This window comes from Streptosporangium sp. NPDC053982 (genome assembly GCF_055585205.1).
Genome location: NZ_JBVJKQ010000006.1, coordinates 334575 through 358600, shown reverse-complemented (window position 1 = coordinate 358600; position 24026 = coordinate 334575). Strand labels below are relative to the sequence as shown.

Sequence of the window (24026 nt, the reverse complement as noted above, 5' to 3'; positions counted from 1 at the left end):
GGCGTCGTGCCGGCCGGCGGCACGGCACGGGTACGGCGTCCCGGTCCGGGACCGGGACGCCGCGGCGGAGGGCCCGGGGTACGGCCGGGCGAGTGCGCCGTACCCCCGGGCCGGTTCAGGACGCGGTGCAGGTGTAGCCCGAGGGGACCTGGAGGTTGCCGCCGGGACGGGTGACCTGGAAGCCGAAGCTCGCCTTGGCGCCGGGCGCGAGGGAGCCGTTGTGGCTCGCGTTGCGCGCGGTGACGGTCTGCCCGTTGACGGTCACGCCGGCGTTCCAGGAGCCGGAGAGCGTGTGCCCGGCCGGGAGGGTGAAGGTGACGGTCCAGCCGTTGGTCGTCGAGGAGCCGGTGCTGGTGACGGTGACCGGATCGATGACGTAGCCGTTGTTCCACTGGTTCGCGGTGGACCCGGCGGCCGAACAGGTGCGGCCGCCGCCGTTACCCGGGTCGCCGTTGCCGGGGTCGCTCCCGCCGACGCTGTAGGAGAAGTTGTTCACCGCCAGACCGGCCTGGCCCACCCACGGCTCGAAGCCCGCCTGAACGCTGGTGAGGTACCACGACCGCTGGGCGTAGCCGCGGTTGATCGCGTCGTCGGCGAAGGTGCGCACGGCGAAGCTGATCGAGTTCGTCGCCGAGGTGCGGACGTAGGAGATCACGTTCCAGCCGATGTTGCCGTACCAGACCTCCCAGGTGGCCCCGGCGAGGTTGACCGTGCCCACCCGCGAGCCGACCGGCTGGATCGACCCCACGCGGTTGAGCCACACCATGATCTCCGCGCCGGTGTTCTGGCCGTCGGTCCGCGGGGTCGGGTCGAACCAGATGTCGTAGGCGGCGTCGTACACCCCGCCTCCGGGGTAGCTCATGCTGACGCTGGTCTGGACGCCGTTGAACCGGCTGTCGCTGACCCGCATCGGCAGGCCGCTGCCGGAGGTGCAGTTGGCGTAGTGGCAGCCGGCGTAGATCGACGGGTACGAGCCCGGCGCGCCGTTCGTCGGCTTGTTGTGGCTCGCCTGGGTGACGGTGAAACCGGTGCCCGTGACGTTGATGCACTGGGTCGTGTCGTCGCCCCAGTTGTTGTTCTGGACGATGTACCTGCCGTTCTGGATGCCGGTCGAGCCGTACTTCTCGCAGATGGTCGTGTCGGCACGCGCCGGGGCGGTGACCGCTCCGGCCGCGAGGACCAGGCCGAGCGCGGCGAGGATCACCGCGACGGCCCGGCTCATGCCGCGTCGTTCCGTCGTGTCCGTCATGGTGCGCTGCTCCGGGGGTCGCGAACGTCTGCAGGGTCCCTCCTGCACGACGCACCATAAAGTCCGGTCTCCCCGCTGCAAACGGCCGTCCGGCCGTGCCGCGCCGCGTCCGGCCGGTCACCAGGCGCGATCCTCACCGGCGGGCCGCGGGGCCCGTGAAAATTTCACCTGCCCCGCCCGGCCGGAGCCCCACGATCCGGAGCCCCACGGCCCGGAGCCGGGGCCGGGGGTCAGGGCCCGGGATCCGTCCGCGTGGAGTTCACCGGCCGGAGCCCGCCTGCCCGGAACTCACCCCGCCGGGTCGTCCCAGCCGTGGAGCGCGAAGCCCCGCCCCTCGGCGATCGCCCGCAGGGCCGCCGCGGGGTAGGCGACCATGTCGGCGGGCAGCGCGTCGAGCGGGTACCAGTCCAGGCCGTCGCACTTGCCGGGTTCGGCGTTGTACGGCTCGCCGGTCCAGCGCCCGGCCCGGAAGAACAGTCCGATCCGGTCGGGGGCGCGGTGCATGACGTGGACGAACGTCAGGTCCGCCGGGTCGACGGTGACGCCGACCTCCTCCGCCGCCTCGCGGGCCGCGGCCCGGATCGCCGGCTCCCCGGCCTCCAGGTGCCCGCTGGGCAGATGCCACAGGCCGTCGCCGTACCCGGTGTTCGCCCGCCGTCCGAGCAGCAGCGCGCCGTCGCGGACGAACATCACGTGCACGTCGACGATCGCGGTGAACCGGGTCTCACGCACCCGGTGCGGCGCGGTCGCGACGCGCCGGTCGAGGGCCTGCGCCCACTTGACGGCGACGGCGGCGACCTGGATCAGCTCGCCGCGCAGCAGGTCGGGGTCGTCCTCGGCGAACGCCTCCAGGACCTCCTCGTGCAGGATGTGCCGCCAGGTGACCCTCCCCGCGCGCTTGGCCCCGTCGAGGTCACGCTTGGCGCGGTCGGCGGCGGCCGTGCCCTCGGGGCCGGTGCCGTCGGGGTGCTCCTGCACGCCCCACATGGCGTCCTGCGCGGCCCGCTCGGCGGCGACGTCGGCGAGAACCCTCCTCAGGGATCCCGGCACACCGGAGTCTCCGTCGGCCCTCACACCCACACCCTCTCCTCGCGCGTGCCCGCCGTACGGTCTCCGGCGGGTCCGCCGTACGGCCGTACGGTCGCGGCGGCGGAGCGGCGTCCGGCGGTGACGCCCTTCGCGGGTGATCCGCCGCGAAGAGGCGTCACCGCCGACGACCGGTACCGGATCCGGGCGTCTAGTGACGGATCCGGGCGTCGCGGATGTCGGCCGGGAGGACGGGCCTGCCGTCCACCGGCGGGGTCGGGCCTCCCTCGGTGGGCTGGATGCCGCCGGCCGCGACGCGGTCCAGGGCGGCGAGCCCGGCGGCGTCGACCGTCCCGAAGACCGTGTAGTTGGGCGCCAGACCGGAGTCGCCGTAGACCAGGAAGAACTGGCTGCCGTTGGTGTCCGGTCCGGCGTTGGCCATGGCCAGCAGCCCGCGCGCGTACGTCCTGCGCTGCCCGGTGGAGTCGCCCGGCCACGGCGGCAGATCGGTGGGCAGTTCGTCCTTGTACCGGTAGCCCGGTCCGCCCTCGCCGGTGAAGCCGGGATCACCGCACTGCAGCACCTTCAGCCGGTCGTAGGCGGTCAGCCGGTGGCATGAGGTGCGGTCGTAGAACCCGTGCCGGACCAGGTGCACGAAACTCTGCACCGTGCAGGGCGCCTTGGCCGGGTCGAGGGTGAGCCCGATGTCGCCGTGGTTGGTCTTGAGGACCGCGGAGACGGGGCGGGCGGGCGTGCGGCGCGGGTCCGGCGGGAGCGGGACCCTGCGCACGGCAGGCTCGTCCGGGGTCGGGGTGTACCGGCACGGACCCTTCGTCGGGCTCGACGGGCTCGACGGCCCGCCTGCGGCCCCGGCGGCCGAAGCGGGCATCACTCCCGACGCGACCAGCGAGCCCGCCGCCGCCATGACCAGCGCGGCGCGTACCGCGCGGCGCGGCAACGCTCTGTCGAACACGGTGACCTCCCGGGAGATGATCGATGACCTCATGAGGTCTAATCGATCTGACCGAGGACGTCAAGGACTCGGCGGCGCACCCGTGGGACGCGAGGGGGCCGGAACGTGTCCGCGTCCCCGCGCCGGATGGCAGACTCGAACCATGTGGATGAGGCTGGTCCATGGGGACATCACCACCCAGAACGTCGACGCCGTCGTCAACGCCGCCAACTCCTCGCTCCTCGGGGGCGGTGGGGTCGACGGGGCGATCCACCGGCGCGGCGGCCCGGCGATCCTCGCCGAGTGCCGTGAGCTGCGCGCCTCCCGCTACGTCCACGGGCTGCCGACCGGCATGGCGGTGGCCACCACCGCGGGCGATCTGCCGGCCCGCTGGGTCATCCACACCGTCGGCCCCGTCTTCTCCGCCGACGAGGACCGCTCGGAGCTGCTCGCCTCCTGCTACCGCGAGTCGCTGCGGGTCGCCGACGAGCTCGGCGCGGCCCGCGTCGCCTTCCCGGCGGTGTCGGCGGGGGTCTACGGCTGGCCGATGGACGACGCCGCCCGCATCGCGGTCGACACCGTGAACGCCACGGCCACACGGGTGTCGGAGGTGTGGTTCGTCCTGTTCACCACGACCGCCCACACCTCCTTCGACTGGGCGCTCAGCCGGCTGAACCGGGAGTGACCCCGCGCCCGGCCGTGCCCGTCAATCCGGTGGCCCGGCCGCGGCCGTACGTGGCATGGTGAACCGGTGTCCGGAATGAGCAGACTTCCCCGTTCCGTCGATGAGGCCGTGGCCGCCGAGCGGGACGGCGTGATGCTCCGTCACCTGTTCTTCTGGGGGCACCGGCCGCCACGCGGCGGAGGCGTCGGCCCGGGATGCCTCAGCCAGTGGTGGGAGGCCCCCTTCACCGCGGACGGGCACGTCTTCCGCTCCGCGGAGCACTACATGATGGCCCACAAGGCGTGGCTGTTCGGCGACGGCGGGACCGCCGCGCGAATCCTCGGAGCCCGGCATCCCGGCGAGGTCAAACAGCTCGGCCGCGAGGTCCGGGGCTTCGACGAGACCGTCTGGCGCGAGCATCGCTACGGGATCGTGGTGCGCGGCGGTGTCGCGAAGTTCGGCGCGCACCCGGAGCTGAGGGAGTTCCTGCTGGGCACCCGCGGCCGGGTTCTGGTCGAGGCCAGCCCGGTGGACCGGATCTGGGGCATCGGGCTGGCGGCGGACGACGCGCGCGCCGCCTCCCCCGCCGCCTGGCTCGGCCTCAACCTGCTGGGCTTCGCCCTCATGGACACCCGCGACGCCCTGGCGGACGACGGTCCGGCGGACAGCGGCTTGGCGGACGACGGTCCAAAGGACGGTGACCCGAAGGGCGGTGACCCGAAGGACGGTGACCCGGCGGCTCCGGGGACGGGTACGGGGCTCATCCCGAACGCGTCGCAGTGATCGCCCATGTACCCGGCTCCCGGCCTCACGCGGTGTGAGGGCCGAGCCGGATCCGTGACCCCCCGTCCCGCCCCGACCATGTGGCCGACCGGCCGGGCCACCGCGCCGAGCCTGCCTCCGGACGGCCGTACGGCCCGCCCCGGATCCCGGCGGGCACGGGTCACTCCGGATCCCGGCGGGACGCGGACCTTACTGTATCGAGCATTCCAAAATGTGTTACGGTGACCGCATGGCACGGCCGAGGACGTTCGACGAGGACCGGGCCCTGGACGCGGCGATGCACGCCTTCTGGGAGAAGGGCTACGAGGCCACCTCGACCCAGGACCTGTGCGACGCCACCGGCCTGGGCCGCAGCAGCATCTACAACGCCTTCGCCAGCAAGCACGACCTGTTCAAGCGCGCGCTGGCCCGCTACATCGAGACCATGAACGCCGCCCAGTTCGCCCTCCTGGAGGACGAGAGCCGGCCCGGCGCGGAGCGGATCCGCACCCTGTTCGCCATGGTGATCGGCGACGACCCGGACGACCGGCGCGGTTGCCTTTCCGTCAACACCGTCGTGGAGCTCGCCGACCGCGACCCGGAGGCGGCCGCGATGCTGGAACGCGACACCGCGCGCCGGCTGGCCGTCATGCGCGTGGCGCTGGAGGCCGGGCAGCGTGAGGGCGGCATCACCTCCTCCCGGGACGCGGCCTCCCTGGCCCGTTTCGTCAACGCGGTGATCGCGGGGTTGCGGGTCTCCGGCCAGGGAGGCGCCGACCGCGCCACGCTGGAGGCGGTCGCGGCGACGGCGATGGACGCGCTCACCCGCGAGCCGGATCCGTCCGGCTCCGCGCCCCGCGAGCCCGCACCCTCGGACCTCGGGCCCGCCGGACCGCCCGCCCAGGACCGCTGAACGCCGGACCGCCGGCTCACCGGCCCCGGACCGGCGGCCCACCGGTTCACCGCCCTCGGATCGCCGGCCCACCGGTTCACCGGCCCCGGACTTCCGGCCGCCGGACCGCCGGGCCGCCCGCCCAGGACCGCTGAACGCCGTCCCACCGGCTCGGACCCCGCCCCTCCGAAAATCCCCGGAGCCCCGCGGCGTCTCCATGCCCGAATTTTGAACTGATCAATCCAAAACAGATGTCCCCAAGGAGCGCCGTGCACCGCGCCGTACACATAATGGCCCTCGGCATCTTCGCCATGGTGACCAGCGAGTTCGCCGTCGCCGGCCTCATGCCGCAGATCGCCGACGGACTGGGCGTCACCGTCCCGCAGGTCGGCTACCTCGTCACCGCCTTCGCGGCGGCCATGGCCGCGGGCGGCCCTTTCCTGACCGTGGCGTTGCTGCGGGTGAACCCGAGGACCGCGCTGACGGCGCTGTTCGCCGTCTTCCTGGCGGGCAACGTGCTGGCCGCCGTCGCCCCCGGCTACGGGGCCATGACGGTGGCGCGGGTGATCACCGGAGCCGCCTCCCAGGCGTTCTTCGGGATCTCGGTCTCGCTGTGCATGCGACTGGCGCGTCCCGAGGCACGGGGCCGGGCCGTCGCGGCGGCCATGAACGGCCTGATGCTCGGCACGCTGCTCGGACTGCCGCTGTCCACCCTGATCGGCGAGTGGCTGGGCTGGCGCGCCGCCTTCTGGGCCGTCGGCGTCCTGACCGTGATCGCCGCCCTGGCCACGCTCGCCGGGGTGCCGCGCCTGGAGCGCGACGGCGACGGCGGGAACCTCCGGAGCGAACTGGCCGCCTTCCGCGCCCCACGCCTGTGGCTGACGCTGTCCACCAGCACGTTCGTCATCGGCGCGACGTTCGCGGCCTTCACCTACTTCACCCCGGTCCTCACCGGCGTCACCGGCTTCGCCGCCGGGACCGTCCCGGTGCTGCTCGTCGCCTACGGCGCCGCCACCGTGATCGGGAACGTCGTCGTCGGGCGCCTCGCCGACCGGCACACCCTCGCCGTCCTGCTCTGCGGCCTGGTCCTGAACCTCGCCTTCCTCACCGGCTTCGCGCTGCTGGCCCACCTTCCGGTCCCCGCCGTGACGTTCATGATGGGGATCGGCCTGGCGGGGGTCACCCTCAACGCGGCGATGACCGCCCGCGTCCAGCGGGCCGGGAACGCCGGGCCCCTGGTCAACACCGTCCACACCTCCTTCATCACCCTCGGCGTCATCATCGGATCCTCGGCCGGCGGACTGGGCATCGACGCGTTCGGCCTGCGCGCCCCGCTGTGGCTCGGCGCGGCCCTGGCCGCGGCCGGGATCCTCACCCTCGTACCCGACGTCCTCCGCCGCCGCCGGACACCCGCGGACGCGCCGCGCGACGGCACCCGGGCCGACGACGATCTACTCACGGAAGCCGCGAGTTGAGAACGGCTTCGGGAACGCCTGGCCGTATGAAGCCCGGTCCGGTCTGATCCGGCCCGGCCCGGAACACCAGGCGGAGGTGTCCGGGCCAGGGTCCAGGCAGGGTCGGTCAGGCCGGGGCGACGAAGGTGCCCGGGCTGCCGTCGGTGGCCCGCCATTCCGGGCCGCGCTCGGGCCTCGCCTGGGCCAGCGCCTCGCGGACTCCCCCGGCGTCCCTGTCCGTGGCGTAGACGGGCGTGCCGGGCTGCTGGCGCCAGGAGTCGTCCAGGCCGCCGGCGTCGACCGGGTCGAATCCGAGCTGGTCGATCAGGTCCATGACGACCCTTTTCGCGGCCTCGTCGTCACCGGCCACCGGCAGGGCCACACGGCCCGGCGCGCCGGCGGGACGGCCGTGCTCGGCGAGGTGCCGGGCGTAGATGTTGTTGAACGCCTTGATCACCGGACGGCCGAGGCGCCTTTCCACCCAGCGGCTCTCCGGCAGGCCGGACTCGATCTCCTCGATGCGGCCGTCACGCTGCTGGGGGTAGTAGTTGCCGGTGTCGACGACGACCACGTCGTGCGGCACCCCGTCGAAGAGACCCGGAGGCAGCTCGGGCACCCGGCACTCCGGGATCGTGACCACGACGAGGTCGGCCCCGCGTGGCGTCTCCTCGACGGTCACCGCCTTCGCCCCGGTCTCCGAGGCCAGGTCGGCGAGGGTGTGCGGGCCGCGCGAGTTGGCCACCGTCACCTCGTGGCCGAGGTCCGTCAGCCGCCGGGTGAGGGCGCCGCCGATGTTTCCGGCGCCGATGATGCCGATCCTCATGGTCGCTCCAGGGATTGTCCGGTGAATACGGCGTGGCCGTCCGCTCCGGGCCCCGGGATGAGCGGGCCTGCGCGGCCCCGGAAGGGCCGTGGAGGCGGGCGCCACCGGAAAACCGATCGTACGCGAAATCGCCGCCGTCGCGGGTTCCACGCCACGTAAAGGAATTCCCCTCCGGACTTCTGAGCCATTCACGGGAATTTGAGACGCTGCGGTGCGGACCGGAATTCCGGAATACGGAACGCCCGAGAGTACGGCATGGCCCGCCGGCGCTCGCGGAGCCGCGCCCGCGCGCCGCATGGACGGCCACGTCCATGTGGTGCGCCGCCCGCCGAAGCCGTCGGCGCCGTCCACCCGCGCCCCTGCCGGCCGGCGATGGATGGCTATGCTCGGGAACACCACTGTCCGGCGTGCTGGAGGCGGGCGATGACGGAACGCAGGCCACTCGGTGTCGGCTTCGAGACGTGGGTCGACCGGCAGATCCGCGAGGCCGCGGAGCGCGGCGCGTTCGACGACCTGCCGGGCGCGGGCAAGCCGCTGCCCGGCGAGGGCGAGCCGTACGAGGAGATGTGGTGGATCAGGCAGAAGCTCCGCTCGGAGGGCCTGTCGATGCCGCTGCCCGGCACGCTCGCCCTGCGCAGGAAGGCCGAGGAGGCGCGGGCCGCGGCCGCTGAGGCGCGGTCGGAGGACGAGGTCCGCCGGATCGTCGGGGAGATCAACGAGGAGATCGTCGAGGGGAACCGCAAGGCCCTCTCCGGTCCCCCGCTGAACCTGATGCCCTTCGACGTCGAGGAGGCCGTACGCGACTGGCGCGACCGCCACCCCGTCCGGGAGGAGCCCTCCGAGCCCCCGCCCGCACCCGCGCGGCGCGGACGGGGACCGTTCGGCCTGTTCGGCCTGTTCGGTCTGTTCCGCCGGGGAGGGTGACCCGGGCTTCGGCCGGCGGACGCGACGCCGGTTCCGGGGGTGCGCCCGGGGCGTCACCGTCTCCCCTGCGGTCTCCCCCGCGGCGAAGGGCGCGCCCCGGCTCTCCGGGGCGCCGGCGCCCTTCCCGCACCGCGGATTTCTTGGAAACCGCCATTCTCGAACGAAAAAAGCGACCGGCCATTCCTTCCCCTCTACGGTTGACACCGACCGCGTCAATCGCAGGAGGAATCCATGAATATGAAACGGCTGGTCCGTTCGACCGCGGGAACCGTACTGCTGCTCGTTTCCGGTGTGGTGGCGCCGGGCGCCGTCTCGGCCTCCGCGGGCGCCGCGTGCACCTGGACGCGATCCGCCTTACCCGTGCCGGCGGGCACCGGGCAGTCCGAGGTCACCGCGACGAACCACCAGGGTGGCTTCTCGGGCCGCGCCGTACTCGCCGACGGCTACTGGCACGGCGTCTCATGGCGGAACGGGCTGTTCACCGACCACGGCACCAAGATAGGCAACGAGCCGCTCCTGAGGCTGCCGGACGAGAACCGGTCGGGCACGACACTGGCCTGGGCCGCCATAGCCGTCCCGCCGTATTACGGCCCCAGTTACGCGGTCCTCCTGAAGAACGGCCAGGCGGCGAAACTCGTCCGCCCGGACGGAACCGGATTCGTCACCCCGCTCGCCATCAACGAGAAAGGCGACGTCACCGGCAAGAACATGGTCCGGATCGACAACCGGTTCGAGTACCGCCTGCTGCGCTGGCCCGCGGACCGTCCCGGCCAGGTGATCGAAACCGTCCTGCCCGGCGGCTACCAGCCCGAGGACGCCGACGAGGACGGCACGGTGCTGCTGCGCGGCCCGGACGGCCCGGCGCTGTGGCGGAACGGCGCGATCACCCCTCTGGCGAAGGTGCCGGGGGCGTCCTCCACGTCCGCCACCAGGATCTCCAACGGCCGCGTGATCGGCCGGGCCGGCTACGCCTCGCCCTCCCGCGGCCAGGGCGTGCTGTGGGACACCGACGGGGTGCCGCGCCTGCTGCCGAACAGCTCCGACACCCGGGCCCTCAACCGCGACGGCCTGATCACCGGCCCCACCGACGAGGCCACCGGAGGCGGCGAGGGCATCTGGCGCCTCGACCGGTTCGTCCACGCCGTCCCGAAGTCGCCCACGTACAGCATGTCGCTCACGGTCGCCTCGGACGACGGCTCGGTGGCCGGGAGCACGTACAACGTGCACGACGGCACGGGCGAGTCGTTCGTCCTGCGCTGCGTCTGACCGGCCACGGCGTCCGGACCTCCCGCACCGGGAGTGTCCGGCCGCCCACCGGCGGAACGCGACCGGGCGGCGACACCGGCGGGCCGCGCGGAGCATGAGGATCAACGCGGCGACCCGGTGACGTGGTCGCGGAAGCGGGCGGCCGGGTGACCGGGTAAGCCGACGGGCCCCGCCCGCCGGGCAGGCGAGGGGGGCCGAGGGCGGGGCGGCGGAACCGTGTCAGTTGATCGTGACGATCGTTCCGGCTCCGTTGGGGTACTCGACGTAGCCGGTGTTCGTCCGCGGCGTCGCCTTCGTCCAGGAGGCCGTCAGCGGGATCGGCGTGCCGACGGTCGCCTTCGGCTTGCCCGGTGCCAGAGTGAGCGCGCCGCGCACGTGGTCGGCGGTCACGAGGTTGATCTGGGTGAGGAAGTCCGTGGACGTGGTCCCGGGCAGGTCGCCGAGGCTGAGCACGACCAGGGTGTGCCTGCCGGGGCGCGGGTGGGGCAGCACGACGCGATGGTCGCCGTCCGGGCTGGACACCCACGACTCGAACTCGAGCGTGCCGTTCTTCTCGTAGAAGATGACGCCGCCGACCTGAGCCTCGGGGTTCGCCGCCCGGATCTTGAACGAGACGGCCTTGGCGCCGTCGGGAACCATGACCGGGATCTCGCGGCCCAGCACCTCGCTCTCGCTGACGGTGCCCGGCACCTCGTCCGCCGACACGGGACCGTACGGGATGACCGGGAACCTCTTCACCCCGGGCGTCACCTCGAAGCCCACCGAACCGTCGGTTCCGGCGCCCTTCACCTCGACGGGCGCCCGCGCGCTCAGCGGGGTGGCGACGACCGCGCTGCGCACGGTCGTGCCCGCGCCGGTCCACGTGAGCCGCCCGGCGACGGTGCCCGTGATGTCCGACGGGACCGTCTCCATGGAGACGGTGAACTCCTTGGTCTCACCCGCCTTCTTGAAGACCAGCGTGGACGGCTTGACCTTGGTCTTGAAACCGGGCAGCTCGATCGCCGAGTGGTAGACGCCGGGGGTGACGGCGGTGACCCTGCGGGTGACCGTCCGGGAGCCGAAGAGGGTGCCGACGGAGATCGTCGGGTAGTTCAGGTCGGGCCCGGCCAGCGGCTTGACGCCGGTCCCGGTGCCGACGCCCAGGCCCTCCAGGTAGCCGTACCAGTCCTCGGCGCCCGCGTCGTAGGTCAGGCCCGGCGTGAGCATGCGGGCCGGGTCGACGTGCCCGGCGCCCTGGGCGAACACGTCCGGGGTCTTGGTGTCGTAGGCGGTGGTCATCATGGCCGATTTGATCGCCATCGGCGACAGGAGTGGGTGCTCGCCGAGGTAGAGGGCGGCCAGGCCGGCGATGTGCGGGGCGGCCATCGAGGTGCCGGAGTAGAAATCGAAGTCCTTGCCGCCGTTGCCGGGGGGGCGCCACGGCGGCAAGGATCGCCGAGCCCGGCGCGGTGATGTCCGGCTTGAGCAGGTCGCCGTTGTTGGTGAGCGAGGGGCCGCGAGAGGAGAAACTCGTGACCTGTGGGTACGGCGCGCCGCCGGAGGCGGCCGGGACGAACGTGACCGTCGCGCCCGCGGTGGCCGCGTAGCCCTCGACCCTGCCCGAGTCGGGGGCGTTGACGTGCACGGTCGGCACGGAGTGCAGGTCGACGTCGGTGTCCTGGTCGGTCGGGTTGCCCAGCACCATGCCGACACCGCCGGCCCGCTTGACCTCGGCCGACTTGTCCACGCGGAGCGTGGTCCCACGCCGGCAGTAGACGATCTTCCCGGCGGTCTCGGCGGGGTCGAGCGAACCGGCCGCGCAGACCTGCGCGTCGGCCTCGGCGGCCGTGTCCATCTTCACCGACGCGGCCGTGACCAGCGGCTTGGGACCGAGCGGGGCGAGGACCGTGGTGCTCACGCCGTCGGCGACCGTGCCGTCGCCGAGCCGGATCTCGGCCTGCCAGGGCGCGATCGTGCCGGCCGCGACCGTCGTCGTCCACGGCATCGTGTTGTCCACCGTGGACGGGTCGGGACCGGAGTTGCCCCCCGCCGTCGCGACGAAGACGCCGGCCTCGGCGGCGGCCAGGAAGGCGCGCTGGACCGGATCGTCGGCCGCCGACTCGAACATGCCGCCGACCGAGTAGTTGATCACATCGACACCGTCGGCGACCGCCTGGTCGACGGCCGCCACGAGGTCGGAGGTGTAGCCGCCCGTGACTCCGCCGTCCTTGCCCTGCCAGAGGGCCTTGTAGACGGCGACGGCCGCACCGGGGGCGACGCCGGAGATCGTGCCGTAGTCGGCGCCGTTCGCCGTGGCCCGGACGGCGTGGTCGCCCGCCGCGGTGCCGGCGGTGTGCGAGCCGTGGCCCTGGGCGTCCCTCGGGGAGACGTAGTCGGCGCGCTTGTCCGGCGGATTGCCCTTCAACCACTGCTCACCGAAGTACCGGGCGCTGATGACCTTCTGGTTGCACAGGTTCGCGGCGAACTCCTCGCCGGTCTGGCACAGGCCGATGAAGGTGGCGCCGTCGGCCTTCTTCATGACCGTGACCCCGTCCTTCAGGTAGGGCCGGTACGGATCGGTTCTCGTGGGCGGCTCCGTGCTGAGGGCCGGGGCGGCGAAGGAAGGGTTCTCCGGCCAGATGCCGGTGTCGATGACACCGACGACGACGCCCTTCCCCGCCTTGCCGACGCCGCCGAGCTTCGCCCATAGGCCGGCGTCGCCCGTCAGGCCGAGGAAATCGGCGGAGTTGCGGTCGTCCAGGGCCTTGCGCAGAGTGTCGGGGACGACGGACAGCACGCCCTGGGTCGTGTGCAGCCGCAGTGCCTGGGCTGGGGTCAGCTCGGCGGTGAAGCTGTTGGAGGCGACCGCGTGGTGGCCGGTGGCGGCCGCGCCGACGCCGCGGGCCACCTTGTTCTGCCGGTCGACCAGGCGGTCGCGGTAGCGCCTGGCGTGGGAACTGGTGGTGTCGACCTTCCTGCCCTTGCCGCCCCTGGTGGGGGCGATGCCCTCCGTGCCGCCGTCGTAGGTGGCCAGCGGTGGTTCGGCCAGGGTGACGATGTACGAAGTGGGGGCGACCGCGGAGGCGGCCCCGGGAGGTGCCGACGCCGCAGCGGGCCGGGCGATGGCCGGGGTGATGACGGTGACCGCCAGCGCGGCGGCCAGCGCCGGCACACGACGGACGCGGGGGTTGCGGAACATTGCGCCTCTGAGGGGGAAAGAGACTGGTCACCCGTCCGGGAAGATCACCGGAGGGCCGCTACGGAGTCAAGCGTCCGGCGTGGATCCCTGTCGAGATATAGTGCTGACATTTTCGGCCGCATGACCAAAAACGACATTTCGGCAGGTGCTTCGTGGGCGATCGGTCCGTGCTCGGCGCCGTGGGCGTCACGGACTCCGACGAACGGGTGTACCGGTTGCTGCTGCGCCGGCCTGGCCGGCGGACGGGGGAGATGGCCGCCGAACTCGGCGTCGGCCCGGCCCGGGTGCGTTCCGCACTGGCTCGCCTGGCCGACGCGGGGCTGCTGCGCCGCGGTGGGCCCGGCCGGTACGAGGCGGTGCCCCCGGAGGCGGCGATCGAGTGGCTGGTGGATCGGCGACGGCTGGAGACCGAGGCGCGGCTCGCCGCGGTAAGGACGGTCGTCTCGGACTTCTCCCAGCTCTACCACTCGGGCCGGATGGAGGCCGGTCCGGCCGGGGTCGTGGAGGTCCTGGTGGGAGAGGAGGCCGTCAAGCGGGTCGTCACCGAGGTGCAGCGGACGGTCGGCACCGAACTGCTCGGCTTCGACCGCCCGCCCTACGTGGGCCGCCCCGACGACACGGCGGACACCAACGAGTCGGAGTTGAAGGACACCCGGAGCCTGCTGGCGCGTGGCGTGGACATACGCGTGGTCTACTGCGCCGACTCCCTGTACCGCCCGGGACGCCTGGAGACCCTGGTACGGCTGGCCGAGGAGGGCGAGCGCTCCCGCTTCGTCGAGCGCCTGCCGTTCAAGCTGCGCATCGCCGACCGCAGAGTCGGCCTGTTCCCACTGGTGGACGGGGTCTACGACAACATCGCGCTGCTTCACCCCTCCCGGCTGCTCGACGCGCTCGTCGAGCTGTTCGAGGTCTACTGGGAACGCGGCAGGCCGCTGACGGGCGTACCGCCGACGGTGGACGAGCGGCCGCCAGAGGAGGACCTGCTCGTGCTGCGGTTGCTGAACACCGGTCTCAAGGACGAGGCCATCGGCCGGCATCTGGGCGTCAGCCCGCGGACGGCCACCCGCAAGATCGCCGCCGTGGTCGAACGGCTCGGCGTGACGACCCGCTTCCAGGCCGGCGCGGCGGCCGCCGCCCGCGGCTGGCTCTGACGAACCCGGCGGGGGTGAACCCCGCCGGGGGCCGGCCCGGCCTCCGGCTGCCTGCGCGGCAGGCCGGTGACGCGGTCGCGGAGGCGGGTGGCGGCGGTGCCTCGGGGCAGGGGGCCGGGCGGGTCGCATAGGCACGATCGCCACGCCCGGCCCGGCGGCGACGAGGTCCTCGATGGCGGCCAGGTCCTGGCTCTCGAACGAGATCGCCGGCGTGACCCCCGCGCCCCGCCCGCCCGGCGGAGTGTCCACCGGTCAGGCCGCCTCGCTCCACCTGTTCACGTACCACCTGGGCTCGTCGGTCTTCGGCAGCCTCACCGGCCCCGTACGGTCACCGGTCACCGGCCCCTACGTGCCGAGGTCCGCCTGGAGCGAGACGTGCACGGGGGTGAACCCGCGCGCCCGGTAGAAGCGGACGGCGTCGGAGTTGGCCGCGTAGGCGGACACGACGGCCTGGTTCGCGCCCCGCTCCCCGGCCCACGCGAGGAACCGTTCGACGAGCCGGGCCCCCACGCCGCGCCCCCGATGCTCCTCGTCCACCCGCATGCTGAGCAGCTCGGCCACGACGGCGTCCGGGCGGAGTTCGTCCCGGCCCCGCATCCGGGCGGTGAGATGACCGACCACCGGCCCCTCGCGCGCATCGGACCGGGCCAGCAGCGCCAGGCTCCCCTCGCCCGTCACCATCCCCCGGTAGTAGTCGTGCCCCTCCCGGGCCGGCCAGTTCACGTCCATGAACGGATCCCGCCTGCCGCCGTCCTCCCGGAAGAGCGCCGCGGCCGAGGCGATGAGCGCGGGCACGTCCTCGACCCGCGCCGTCGTGATCATGATCTCCACGCCACCGACGGTAACAATCATGATTAATCATGTAAATGCCGACCTTGGAAGGCCATGCGGGTCCAGAGTGGTACGTCCTGCGAGCGGCTTCAGGCGTCGGTGTCCTTAGGATGCCGGGGTGAGGCATAGACGAGATGAACGGTCCTCCGGGGCTCGTCGACGAGGCAGCGCACCCGCCCTCCCGCGGTGACCTCGTACTCCCATTGCGGATACTCGCGGCCGCCCAGCGTCCCGGAGGCGAGACGCCCGCGCAGCCGGCGCTGACGGTCCGGGTCCTTCTGCGACAGCGGATCCGTACGCAGCGCCTCGAAACACTGCCGGGTGTTGCCCGGCGCCTCACCGCACAGATCGATCCAGCCCTTGGCCGCCTCTCCGGTGGCGAAACGCAGATGCCACTCGTCACCGACCGACGGCGGCGCTACCGCGTCACCGCGCTTGGGGCTCACGGTGTGGTCACCTCACCATGGTCCTCATCCGGCAGTGGACGGGTGAGCTGCGCGGTCAGCGCCGGGTCAGCCAGGATACGGGCGGTGGCGCGCCACTCGACGATGACTCGGTGCAAGGTGGCGTGGACGTCCAGATCGACCGCGTCGCGCGTGGCATCGACGAGTTCCTGCGCGAACTCGCGCCTCTCATCCGCGGACAGGTGCCGTCCCCAGGGAAAGACCACGGGCAGGGCGTGCAAGATGACGCGGACACCCTCATCGCTGGACAGCAGGGCGGCGATCATGCGGGCTGCGACATCCGCCGTCTCCTCGCGCTGGCGGTCGTGCTGAGCCGTGGAGATGAACAGATCCTCCCCGTCACGGCGTTTGACGTGGACCCGATGGAACTGATCGATGGTCTCGGCGACCTGCTTGGAATGCTTCGACAGGTCAGAGAACGGAACGGTCGGCACAGCCATACCACACCATACTTCGGAACACATTCCGAAGTAAAGCGAGGGCCGCCGAACGGCGCGTCCAGGGCGGCCACGGCCTGCCGCATCGACTCGGGCATCGGGCTGCCCGTGCCGCCGGTGTTCACCTCGTGACCCTGGCCGGCGGGGACGGGCAGGACGTGCGCCCGTTCCAGTTCGGTCAGGCGGGTGAGCGCCCAGGAGCCGGCCGAGCGCACCACCGCCGCGGTGCAGCGGTGCATCGATGCCGGAATCGCCCCGGCCGACGATGCCGCCGCGGTCTCACTGGATCTGAGGGCGGCGGTGCACGGAGCCGTGTCGATGCGGGTCAATCAGCCCGACCTGCCATGGCCACCGCTGGCGGAGCAGGTCGATCGTTTCCTCGCCAAGCTCGTCGGCCTCGCACCCGCACTCGGCGGCCCACCGGAATGATCGCCTTGCGGGCGAGGAGCGCCTCGGCCGGGGACACCCGGTGAGTCGAGGATCCGGCGCCGCCTCACCCACTGATCATTCCGTCAGGAGCCGCAAGGGATCCTCCGGACAAGTCCTGGCTGGACGCAGGCAGGGCGGACTTCTCCGTGGACCGCGAGAGGTAGGGCGGGCGGGACTCGAACCCGCGACCCAGGGATTATGAGTCCCCTGCTCTAACCGGCTGAGCTACCGCCCCTCGCGCGCGTACCGTACTGCGGCATTCAACCAAAGGTCGGGCCCGTTCGCACATCCGGCGAGCGGGTCGCGTTCAAGCTGTGATCTTCACGGGCCTTCGAGCGGGCTCCAAGGAGCTTCGAGCGGCTTCAGGCGGCTTCGAACGCCTTCGCGCCGCCTTCGGAGGCCGATGGGGCGTCCCGGACTCGCTACCCTACGGAGGGACCCTGTTGAGGAGTGTTTGACCATGCGCGTTGTTGATGCTTTTCGTGAGTCCTTCGGTGCGGAGCCGCAGGGGGTGTGGCACGCTCCGGGACGGGTCAACCTGATCGGCGAGCACACCGACTACAACGACGGGCTCGTCCTGCCGTTCGCGGTGCCGTGGGGGATCACCGCGGCGGTCTCGCCGCGTGAGGACGACGTCGTACGGCTGCGCTCGCTCCAGGCGGCCGAGCCGGGGGCCGTCGAGACCCTCGAGGACCTGGGGCGGGCCGCGGGATGGGCCCGCTACGCCGTCGGGGTTTTCTGGGCGCTGCGCGAGGCGGGGCACCCGGTGCGGGGCGCCGACCTGGTGATCGACGGGGACGTCCCGCAGGGGGCGGGGCTGTCGTCCAGCGCGGCGCTGGAGGTGGCCGTCGGCACCGCCCTCAACGACCTGTACGGCCTGGGCATGACGAAGATGGAGGTCGCCCGGGTCGCGCAGCGGGCCGAGAACGACTTCGTGGGCATGCCCTGCGGGATCATGGACCAGGCCGCCTCCGCGCTCGCCGAGGAGGGCAGGGCGCTCTTCCTCGACTGCCGGAGCCTGGGGAGCAGGAACGTCCCGTTCGACCTCTCCGCGCACGGCATGCGGTTGCTGATCATCAACACCGGGGTCCGCCACGAGCTGGCCGACGGCCAGTACGCCCGGCGCCGGCGCGACTGCGAGAGCGCCGCCGGGCACCTGGGCGTGGCCGCGCTGCGCGACGTGACCGACCTGGCGGCCGCCCTCGGGCGGCTCAGCGGCGACGAGCGCAGGCGCACCCAGCACGTGGTGACCGAGAACCACCGGGTGGAGGCGGTGATCGGGCTGCTGCGGGCCGGGGCGGTCCAGGAGATCGGCGCCCTGCTGAACGCCTCCCACCTGTCGCTGCGCGACCAGTTCGAGGTGTCCTGCCCGGAGCTGGACGTGGCCGTGGAGGCGGCGATCCGCGGCGGGGCGCGCGGGGCGCGGATGACCGGCGGCGGGTTCGGCGGGTCGGCCATCGCGCTGGTCGCCGAGGACCGGGTGCAGGCCGTACAGGACTCGGTGATCCTCGCCTACGCCGAGCGCGGCTGGGCCCGTCCGGAGATCTACCCCGCCGTCCCGGCCGCCGGAGCGCGTCGTCTCCAGTGATCCATCTATGTTACCTTGGTAACATGGTAACAGTTGAGCGGGTCCAGACCGGGCTGCGCGTCGAGAAGAACGTGCTGAAGGTCCTCAAGGGCCTCGCGGAATACCTGGACGTCTCCCTCGGAGACCTCGTCGAGGGCATCGTCCTGCACTCCTTCGAGGGCAGGGCGCCCTTCTCCGAGGAGACCATGGCGAAGATCGAGCAGCTCCGAGCCGTCTACGGGCTGACCCTGACCTCCGCCGACGCTCACCGGCTGGAGGAGGGGCGATGAGACTCACCGGCACGCTCACCGTCCCCCTCCCGCCGAGCCGGGCGTTCCGCCTGTTCACCGCGCGCGGCGAGCAGGACTGGGTGGAGGGCTGGAAACCCCGCTTCCCGGTGCCCGTCGAGGACGACACCGTGCCCGGCACCGTCTTCGAGACCGACGCCGACGGCGTGACGACCACCTGGGTCGTCACCGCCCGCGAGGAGCACTCCCGCATCTCCTACGCCCGCGTCACCCCGGGCCACCGCGCCGGGACCGTGACGGTCGCCCTGGCCCGCGACGGGGACGGGGACGGGGACGGGGACGGCAGCGAGGTGACGGTCACCTACGACCTCACCCCGTTCGACGACGAGGCCGCCCGGGAGCTCGCGGAGTTCGCCCGCGGCTACACCGCCTTCCTCCGCTCCTGGCAGGACGACATCGAAGCCTTCCTGCGAGCCGTCTGACGGCCCGCCGGCCGCGCCTCACCACGCGGCGCCACCACCGAGCTCCGCCGTACGGCCACCGTGTCCGGCCCGTACGGCGGCCCGCGGGGTACCTCCCGCCGCGCCTTCACGCCGTCCGCAGCCGGCCGCGCGGCGTCCCGCGGGAACCCCGGACGCCGTACGGCCCGCGAACTCGCACCCGCCGGCCGTACGGCGTCCACCACCGCCCGGGCCACGGGGGCACGGACGGAACGTCCCGGGAGGGATCCCGGACGGCGGGGCGAGGGCGCCGACCGGCCGGGGGCCGCGCCCCGGCGCCCTCGGCCCGGCCGGAAACGGGAGGCACGGACGGCCGGCCGCCCCATAGGGTCGGGGAATGCCCTCCGAGATCGTGAACGTGGTCTACCGCAAGTACGACGACTCCCTGCACTGGCACCACCCGGCCGTGCTCCTCGGCGAGGACGAGCACGGCGTCTGGACCGGCTGCCCCACCGGCACCGTCGCCCGCCGGGGCTCCGAGGCTCCCATCACCTGGCACCACGCGTTCGTGATGCTCTTCCCCCGCGACGCCTGGTGGACGGCCTGCTTCAACGCCGAGCCGTACAAGGCGGAGATCTACTGCGACATCTCGACCGTGCCGGAGTGGCGCGACGGCGAGGTGACCATGGTCGACCTCGACCTCGACGTGCTGCGCATGCGCGACGGCCGGATCATCCTGGACGACGAGGACGAGTTCGAGGAGCACCAGGTCCGCTACGCCTACCCGCCCGAGGTCATCGGCAACGCCCGCGCCTCGGCGGACCTGCTGCTGGAGGCCGTCACCGCCCGCACCGCCCCCTTCGGTCCCGCGCCCCACTGGCTCTCCCTGGTGTCATGAGGGGTGTCACGAGGGCGGGAGCGGCGGGAAGGCGGGCGGGCGGCGCTCCAGGAAGGCCGCCACGCCCTCGGTGACGTCGGGACGGCCGAACGACTCGGCCATCAGCCGGACCGCGTCGGCCTCGGCCTCCTCCAGGCTCCGGTTCCAGTCGCCCCGGATCTGGCGCTTCATCACGGCCATCGACGCCGGCGAGCTGTGGAGCGCCAGCTCGCGGGCGTAGGCCGCGGTCTCCGCCATGAGGCCCTCCCCCGGCACCGAGCGGCTGACCAGCCCCAGCCCGTACGCCTCGGCCCCGGTGAACGTACGGCCGGACAGCAGCAGGTCCATGGCCCGCGCCTGGCCGGCCAGCCGGGGCAGGATCCAGGACAGGCCGTACTCGGCGATCAGGCCGCGCCGGGCGAAGGCCGTGGTCCACTTCGCCTCGTCCGCGGTGAAGACCAGGTCGCAGGCGAGGGCGCAGACCATGCCGAGCCCGGCGCAGGCTCCGTTGACCGCGGCGATGACGGGCTTGCCGAGCGTGGCCGGGAGGGTGACGGAGCGCCGGTCGGGCTCGCCCTCCCAGCGGTGGGAGCCGTCCAGGACCGCGGTGAGGTCCTCGAAGTCCGCGCCCGCGCAGAAGCCCCGGCCCGCGCCGGTCACGACGACCACCCGGACCGCCGGATCCCGCTCCGCCTCGGCGAGCAGATCGAAGTAGCGGCGCCCCATCGCGTGGGTCCACGCGTTGAGGCGGTCGGGCCGGTTGAACGTCAGCGTCAGCACGCTCCCGTCGATCGACGACAGCACCGGATCCGCCATGTCCCGCCCATCCCCTCCACCGGCCGTCCGCACCGGAACGCCTCCCGGCCCGGGAGACGCCTGCGGGGAACGCCCTCCGGGGAGCGCGCCTCCCGCCGCCGGGCACGGGCCCGGCCAGAACACCGAATCATGTTCTGCTCAGGCCCGCAACACCACCCGCCGGGCGGTCACCGGGGCCGGGCGGCGCGTACGGCGGCGGCGCTCCCGGCGTCGCCCCGCTCCTCCAGCCCGGCGATGACGCCGTCGATGTCCGGCCCCGGCCGGTTCTGGCTGAGCTTGAACTTCGCCTCGACGCGGCTGATGACCACCTCGACCCCGACGACGGCCCGCAGCTGACCGGCGACGAACGTCGCGGGGGCGTCGTCCACCGACCAGGCCGGATCGTTCCCGGCCTCGTGCAGCTCGGTGAGCCTGCGGACCACCGACTCCGTCCAGGCCGGGTCGTCGTGGACGACCAGCCGGCCGTGGACGTGCGCGGTGACGTAGTTCCAGGTCGGCACCACGCGCCCGTGCTCGGCCTTCGACGCGTACCACGAGGGCGTGACGTAGGCGTCCGGGCCCCGGACGATGACCAGGGCCTCGCCCTCGGCGGGCTGCCGCCACTGGTCGTTGTTGCGGGCGAGGTGACCGAGCAGCGCCCCGTGCGGGCCGGCGTCCGGCTCGTACACGAAGGGCAGGAACGTCGCGAGGAGCCCGGCCGGGGTCACGGTGACCAGGTCCGCCGCACCCGGAGCGGCCAGGAGGTCGCGTACGGCGTCGGCGTCGGGAGCGAAGTGGGCGGGGACGTACATGGTCTTCCTTCCGTTCCGGGCGCCGCGGTCTCCCGGGCGAGGACGCACGTGACAGAACCTACCGCCCGGCCGATCACCCTTCCGGAACGGGCCACCGGCCGCGTGACCGCTCCAGGGCGCCGGGGTGGTGGACGAACGCCGGACGCAGCCCCGCCTCGTCGCAGCGGCTCCTTCACGTCACCACGCTGGATCTCCGAACCTTGACACCGGAGGAGAGCGCGAGAACGCGGAAGGCCCCGGGAGCGGGGCTCCCGGGGCCTTCGTTGGCTCCCGCGATAGGACTCGAACCTATAACCTGCCGGTTAACAGCCGGCTGCTCTGCCGATTGAGCTACACGGGATCGTCGCTTTGCGCTGGTCAGGGGGGAGGTTTTCCCCGCTCCTCTCGGCGCAGGAATAGATTAGCGCACTCTGAGAGTGTGTGTCGCATCGAAGCTCGCGGGTAGGTCGGAGAGGACCGCCCGTCCATGGGTAGGGGGTTCTCGCGAAGCGCGGATGTGGAGGTTGAGATGTATCGACTGATGTTCGGGGCAGGGCTCGCCGTGGGCTACGTCCTGGGAAGCAGGGCCGGACGGCAGCGCTACGAGCAGATCAAGCGCATGGCCGAGCGGGTGGCCGACAGCCCCGCCGTGCAGGAGGCCGCCGGTCTGGTCGGCGCGCGTGTTTCGAAGGCCACCGACATCGCCAGGACCAAGGTCGGCGACGTGGCCAAGAACAAGCTCCCCTTCCTGCAGTCCGAGAACGGCTCGCAGATCGGTGAGCACGACGAAGCGGGCACCGGCTGGCCGCAGAAGGAGAGCCAGGCCGCGGCCGGACCCTACTGACCCGCGAGGTGCACGAGCACGACGAAGGCCCCTTTCCCGGGGGCCTTCGTCGTGTCCGGGGCAGGAGTCCCCCGGCCCGCCGTCAGACGCCGAAGCTGCGGCGGGCCTCCTCCAGCGCCTGCTCGGCCAGGGCCCGCAGGCCGGGGTCGTCGGGGTCCATGCCGCTGTCGAAGACGAACTCCCAGACCGTCCGGTCGTCGTCGGTCTTCCTGGCCACCAGCCGCACTCCCCCGCGCGCGTCCAGCGGGGCGTACCGGCTCACCACGATCGAGGCGGTCACCCGCTCCCGCACCGTCTCCGGGACGCGGCCGGGCTCGGGCAGCAGCGCCCGGTGCTCCTCGCCCGACGTGGTGACCACCGTCAGGCCCTCCTCGTCCCACACCCCCCGGTCCACCCGGAACCACGGCAGCCTGGTCCCCCGGATGTAGAGCGCCCGGTCGGTGGCGATGACGTGGCCGTCCGGCCCCTCGGCGTAGGTGAGCACCCGGTCGGGCGGCGTGACCGCCTCGCGGACCTCGGCGGGCATGCGGTTGAAGAGCTTCATGCTGCCACGTTATCCGCGAGCAGATCGAGGGTGAGGGCGGCCGAGGCGGAGAAGTCACGGCTGCCCCGGCCGCTGCCGTCGAAGGGGTCGAAGCACTCGCGGAAACCCGCCTGCCGTACCAGGCGCAGGGTCCCGGCGGCCAGCAACCGGGCCAGCTCGGTACGGCCGTGCGCGTCGGCCGCCCGCAGCAGCAGCCAGTTGGTGATCACCCAGGACGGTCCCCGCCAGTAGCGGGAGCGGTCGAACTGCGGGGAGCGGATCTCGCAGCTCGGCACCGGGTACCCCGCGGCGCCCATGAACCTGGGCGACTCCAGCACTCCCACCAGCGTGTCCACCCGGTCGGACGGCAGCCCCGGATCGAGCAGGGGGCCGAAGGAACCGACCGCGCAGACCGGGCTGAGCCGTCCGGACCGCAGGTCGCGGGCATGGAAGAGGCCGTCGAACCAGAGGCGTTCCAGCAGCGCCGCGCGGATCCGCTCCGCCGCCTCCCGATGCGGCGCGGGATCGGCCCCCGCCACCGGCGCCAGTTCGGCGAGCGCCTCACAGGAGGCCAGCCAGATCCCGTTGAACATCGGATCCTCGACCGCGAAGGGGTGGTCGTGCAGGTATGCGGGGTCGTAGCCGGAGTCGCGGTAGCGGGAGGCCAGCCAGACGTAGCGGTCGTGGTGGCCGGTCTGCGGCTCGCCGTGGGGCTCACCGTGCGGCTCCCGGCCCCGGTAGGCGGGGTGCAGGGGCGGCAGCGCGTCCAGCGGGGCGTCCCAGACGGGGCTGTCGTCCATCCCCGACTCCCAGGGGTGCACGATCGCCGCCAGCCCTCCCCCGCCGAGGTCCCGGGTGGCGGCGAGGTGGTCGTGCTGCGCGACGAGCATCGGGTGCACCCGGCGGACCAGCGCCGCGGCCTCGTCGCGGTCCGTCGCGTGCCGCCACACCCGCCACAGGGCCAGGGCCTGCGACGGCGGCTGGGTCAGTCCGGAGGTGGGCACCCGGCGCGGGGAGGCGGGGTGGTCCCGTGACCGCCAGAAGGCGGGGCCGGGGAAGTACGTCTCGGCGTGGGAGGCGTGGGAGGGGTGGAAGACGATGTGCGGCACCATGCCGGTGCGCCACTGACCCTCCATCAGTCCGAGCAGCTCCGCGCCGGCCCGGCGGGTGTCCCAGCGGGCCAGGCCCGCGGCGACGAAGGCCGTGTCCCAGTTCCACTGGTGCGGGTAGAGGCCGGGTGCGGGCACGGTGCAGGAGCCCGTCCGGTTCGCACCGAGCACGGACCACGCCTCACGCCCGAGCGCGCCGTTGTCCAACGCGGGCCGCGCTTCCATTCGCCCAGTCTGCTCCCGCATCGACGAGGAGAACAAGGTTCGGATCGGCTACCGACCCGTTGCTCCGCCGCCGGGCGGGCCCGGCCGCGCCGGGCCGCCCGAAGC

Annotated in this window: 25 protein-coding genes, 2 tRNA genes and 2 pseudogenes; 13 read left to right on the top strand and 16 right to left on the bottom strand. The window is 72.9% G+C overall.

Features of this window, described 5'->3' with window-relative positions:
- Positions 1-115: 115 nt before the first annotated feature.
- From ACZ6W9_RS13325 to ACZ6W9_RS13315, 3 genes are all read right to left on the bottom strand, one after another.
- A complete protein-coding gene (locus ACZ6W9_RS13325; RefSeq protein ID WP_470117855.1) occupies positions 116-1249 on the bottom strand; it encodes a GH12 family glycosyl hydrolase domain-containing protein in 1134 nt (377 codons plus the stop codon).
- 288 nt (positions 1250-1537) lie between these two features.
- Positions 1538-2299: an NUDIX hydrolase gene (locus ACZ6W9_RS13320; protein WP_470117853.1), complete on the bottom strand. Its 762-nt coding sequence runs from the start codon at positions 2297-2299 to the stop codon at positions 1538-1540.
- A 187-nt stretch (positions 2300-2486) separates the two neighbouring features.
- Positions 2487-3281, bottom strand: coding sequence for a peptidylprolyl isomerase (locus ACZ6W9_RS13315; RefSeq protein ID WP_470117851.1), 795 nt, complete (start codon positions 3279-3281; stop codon positions 2487-2489).
- Positions 3282-3390: 109 nt separating this feature from the next.
- Here ACZ6W9_RS13315 and ACZ6W9_RS13310 point away from each other — a divergent pair, with 109 nt between their 5' ends.
- The 4 genes from ACZ6W9_RS13310 (at position 3391) to ACZ6W9_RS13295 (ending at position 7020) form a co-directional block, all read left to right on the top strand.
- On the top strand, positions 3391-3912 hold the full coding sequence (locus ACZ6W9_RS13310; RefSeq protein WP_470117849.1) for an O-acetyl-ADP-ribose deacetylase: 522 nt from the start codon (positions 3391-3393) through the stop codon (positions 3910-3912).
- 75 nt (positions 3913-3987) lie between these two features.
- Positions 3988-4674: an NADAR family protein gene (locus ACZ6W9_RS13305; RefSeq protein WP_470117847.1), complete on the top strand. Its 687-nt coding sequence runs from the start codon at positions 3988-3990 to the stop codon at positions 4672-4674.
- A 229-nt stretch (positions 4675-4903) separates the two neighbouring features.
- The gene (locus ACZ6W9_RS13300; RefSeq protein WP_470117845.1) at positions 4904-5566 is read left to right on the top strand and encodes a TetR/AcrR family transcriptional regulator; all 663 of its coding nucleotides are present in this window, start codon (positions 4904-4906) and stop codon (positions 5564-5566) included.
- A 248-nt stretch (positions 5567-5814) separates the two neighbouring features.
- Positions 5815-7020, top strand: a complete 1206-nt coding sequence (locus ACZ6W9_RS13295) for an MFS transporter (protein WP_389955523.1) — start codon at positions 5815-5817, stop codon at positions 7018-7020.
- Positions 7021-7126: 106 nt separating this feature from the next.
- Here the strand turns inward: ACZ6W9_RS13295 and ACZ6W9_RS13290 are convergent, their stop codons facing one another.
- The gene (locus tag ACZ6W9_RS13290) at positions 7127-7822 is read right to left on the bottom strand and encodes an NADPH-dependent F420 reductase (protein WP_389955526.1); all 696 of its coding nucleotides are present in this window, start codon (positions 7820-7822) and stop codon (positions 7127-7129) included.
- A 423-nt stretch (positions 7823-8245) separates the two neighbouring features.
- Between ACZ6W9_RS13290 and ACZ6W9_RS13285 the strand changes: the two genes are divergently transcribed.
- Positions 8246-8746, top strand: coding sequence for a DnaJ family domain-containing protein (locus ACZ6W9_RS13285; protein WP_389955529.1), 501 nt, complete (start codon positions 8246-8248; stop codon positions 8744-8746).
- Between the two features lie 231 nt (positions 8747-8977).
- Positions 8978-10012 carry a hypothetical protein gene (locus ACZ6W9_RS13280; protein WP_389955531.1) on the top strand — a complete coding sequence of 345 codons (1035 nt, stop codon included), beginning with the start codon at positions 8978-8980 and terminating at the stop codon, positions 10010-10012.
- A 219-nt stretch (positions 10013-10231) separates the two neighbouring features.
- Here ACZ6W9_RS13280 and ACZ6W9_RS13275 read toward each other — a convergent pair whose 3' ends face one another.
- The 3 genes and pseudogenes from ACZ6W9_RS13275 to ACZ6W9_RS13265 all read right to left on the bottom strand — a co-directional run.
- On the bottom strand, positions 10232-11218 hold the full coding sequence (locus ACZ6W9_RS13275) for a hypothetical protein (protein ID WP_470117925.1): 987 nt from the start codon (positions 11216-11218) through the stop codon (positions 10232-10234).
- An 81-nt stretch (positions 11219-11299) separates the two neighbouring features.
- A pseudogene (locus ACZ6W9_RS13270) lies at positions 11300-11377 on the bottom strand (hypothetical protein); the annotation flags it as partial.
- Positions 11378-11504: 127 nt separating this feature from the next.
- A pseudogene (locus ACZ6W9_RS13265) lies at positions 11505-13190 on the bottom strand (S8 family serine peptidase); the annotation flags it as partial.
- Positions 13191-13342: 152 nt separating this feature from the next.
- Here ACZ6W9_RS13265 and ACZ6W9_RS13260 point away from each other — a divergent pair.
- Positions 13343-14341, top strand: a complete 999-nt coding sequence (locus ACZ6W9_RS13260) for a helix-turn-helix domain-containing protein (protein WP_389955534.1) — start codon at positions 13343-13345, stop codon at positions 14339-14341.
- Between the two features lie 345 nt (positions 14342-14686).
- Here the strand turns inward: ACZ6W9_RS13260 and ACZ6W9_RS13255 are convergent, their stop codons facing one another.
- The 3 genes from ACZ6W9_RS13255 to ACZ6W9_RS13245 all read right to left on the bottom strand — a co-directional run bounded on the left by ACZ6W9_RS13255 (position 14687) and on the right by ACZ6W9_RS13245 (position 16076).
- Positions 14687-15163 (bottom strand): GNAT family N-acetyltransferase, encoded by a 477-nt coding sequence (locus ACZ6W9_RS13255; RefSeq protein WP_389956321.1) that lies wholly within the window; start codon positions 15161-15163, stop codon positions 14687-14689.
- A 98-nt stretch (positions 15164-15261) separates the two neighbouring features.
- Positions 15262-15618, bottom strand: coding sequence for a hypothetical protein (locus ACZ6W9_RS13250; protein ID WP_389955537.1), 357 nt, complete (start codon positions 15616-15618; stop codon positions 15262-15264).
- Positions 15615-16076 carry a hypothetical protein gene (locus ACZ6W9_RS13245; RefSeq protein WP_362928508.1) on the bottom strand — a complete coding sequence of 154 codons (462 nt, stop codon included), beginning with the start codon at positions 16074-16076 and terminating at the stop codon, positions 15615-15617. The genes ACZ6W9_RS13250 and ACZ6W9_RS13245 overlap by 4 nt, the downstream gene beginning before the upstream one ends.
- Positions 16077-16259: 183 nt before the next feature.
- Between ACZ6W9_RS13245 and ACZ6W9_RS13240 the strand changes: the two genes are divergently transcribed.
- The gene (locus tag ACZ6W9_RS13240; protein WP_362928506.1) at positions 16260-16502 is read left to right on the top strand and encodes a WHG domain-containing protein; all 243 of its coding nucleotides are present in this window, start codon (positions 16260-16262) and stop codon (positions 16500-16502) included.
- Positions 16503-16663: 161 nt separating this feature from the next.
- Here the strand turns inward: ACZ6W9_RS13240 and ACZ6W9_RS13235 are convergent.
- A tRNA-Ile gene (locus tag ACZ6W9_RS13235) sits at positions 16664-16737 on the bottom strand.
- A 225-nt stretch (positions 16738-16962) separates the two neighbouring features.
- Here ACZ6W9_RS13235 and galK point away from each other — a divergent pair.
- From galK to ACZ6W9_RS13215, 4 genes are all read left to right on the top strand, one after another.
- Positions 16963-18090, top strand: coding sequence for a galactokinase (gene galK / locus ACZ6W9_RS13230; protein WP_470117841.1), 1128 nt, complete (start codon positions 16963-16965; stop codon positions 18088-18090).
- A 23-nt stretch (positions 18091-18113) separates the two neighbouring features.
- A complete protein-coding gene (locus ACZ6W9_RS13225) occupies positions 18114-18359 on the top strand; it encodes a hypothetical protein (RefSeq protein ID WP_362928502.1) in 246 nt (81 codons plus the stop codon).
- Positions 18356-18799: an SRPBCC family protein gene (locus ACZ6W9_RS13220; protein WP_362928500.1), complete on the top strand. Its 444-nt coding sequence runs from the start codon at positions 18356-18358 to the stop codon at positions 18797-18799. The genes ACZ6W9_RS13225 and ACZ6W9_RS13220 overlap by 4 nt, the downstream gene beginning before the upstream one ends.
- A gap of 355 nt (positions 18800-19154) precedes the next feature.
- Complete coding sequence (locus ACZ6W9_RS13215) at positions 19155-19655, top strand: DUF402 domain-containing protein (RefSeq protein WP_470117838.1); 501 nt, start codon at positions 19155-19157, stop codon at positions 19653-19655.
- 6 nt (positions 19656-19661) lie between these two features.
- Here the strand turns inward: ACZ6W9_RS13215 and ACZ6W9_RS13210 are convergent, their stop codons facing one another.
- From ACZ6W9_RS13210 to ACZ6W9_RS13200, 3 genes are all read right to left on the bottom strand, one after another.
- Positions 19662-20450, bottom strand: a complete 789-nt coding sequence (locus ACZ6W9_RS13210; RefSeq protein WP_389955558.1) for an enoyl-CoA hydratase-related protein — start codon at positions 20448-20450, stop codon at positions 19662-19664.
- Positions 20451-20617: 167 nt separating this feature from the next.
- Entirely contained in the window at positions 20618-21241 is a 624-nt protein-coding gene (locus ACZ6W9_RS13205; protein ID WP_470117836.1) for an FMN-binding negative transcriptional regulator, read from the bottom strand.
- Positions 21242-21505: 264 nt separating this feature from the next.
- Positions 21506-21581, bottom strand: a tRNA-Asn gene (locus ACZ6W9_RS13200).
- Positions 21582-21749: 168 nt separating this feature from the next.
- Between ACZ6W9_RS13200 and ACZ6W9_RS13195 the strand changes: the two genes are divergently transcribed.
- Positions 21750-22064, top strand: a complete 315-nt coding sequence (locus ACZ6W9_RS13195) for a YtxH domain-containing protein (RefSeq protein WP_389955563.1) — start codon at positions 21750-21752, stop codon at positions 22062-22064.
- Positions 22065-22146: 82 nt separating this feature from the next.
- On the opposite strand, the gene ACZ6W9_RS13190 is transcribed toward ACZ6W9_RS13195, so the two are convergent.
- Entirely contained in the window at positions 22147-22608 is a 462-nt protein-coding gene (locus tag ACZ6W9_RS13190; RefSeq protein ID WP_389955566.1) for a hypothetical protein, read from the bottom strand.
- Positions 22605-23921: an MGH1-like glycoside hydrolase domain-containing protein gene (locus ACZ6W9_RS13185; RefSeq protein WP_470117834.1), complete on the bottom strand. Its 1317-nt coding sequence runs from the start codon at positions 23919-23921 to the stop codon at positions 22605-22607. Before ACZ6W9_RS13185 ends, ACZ6W9_RS13190 begins: the two co-directional genes overlap by 4 nt.
- Positions 23922-24026: the final 105 nt, after the last annotated feature.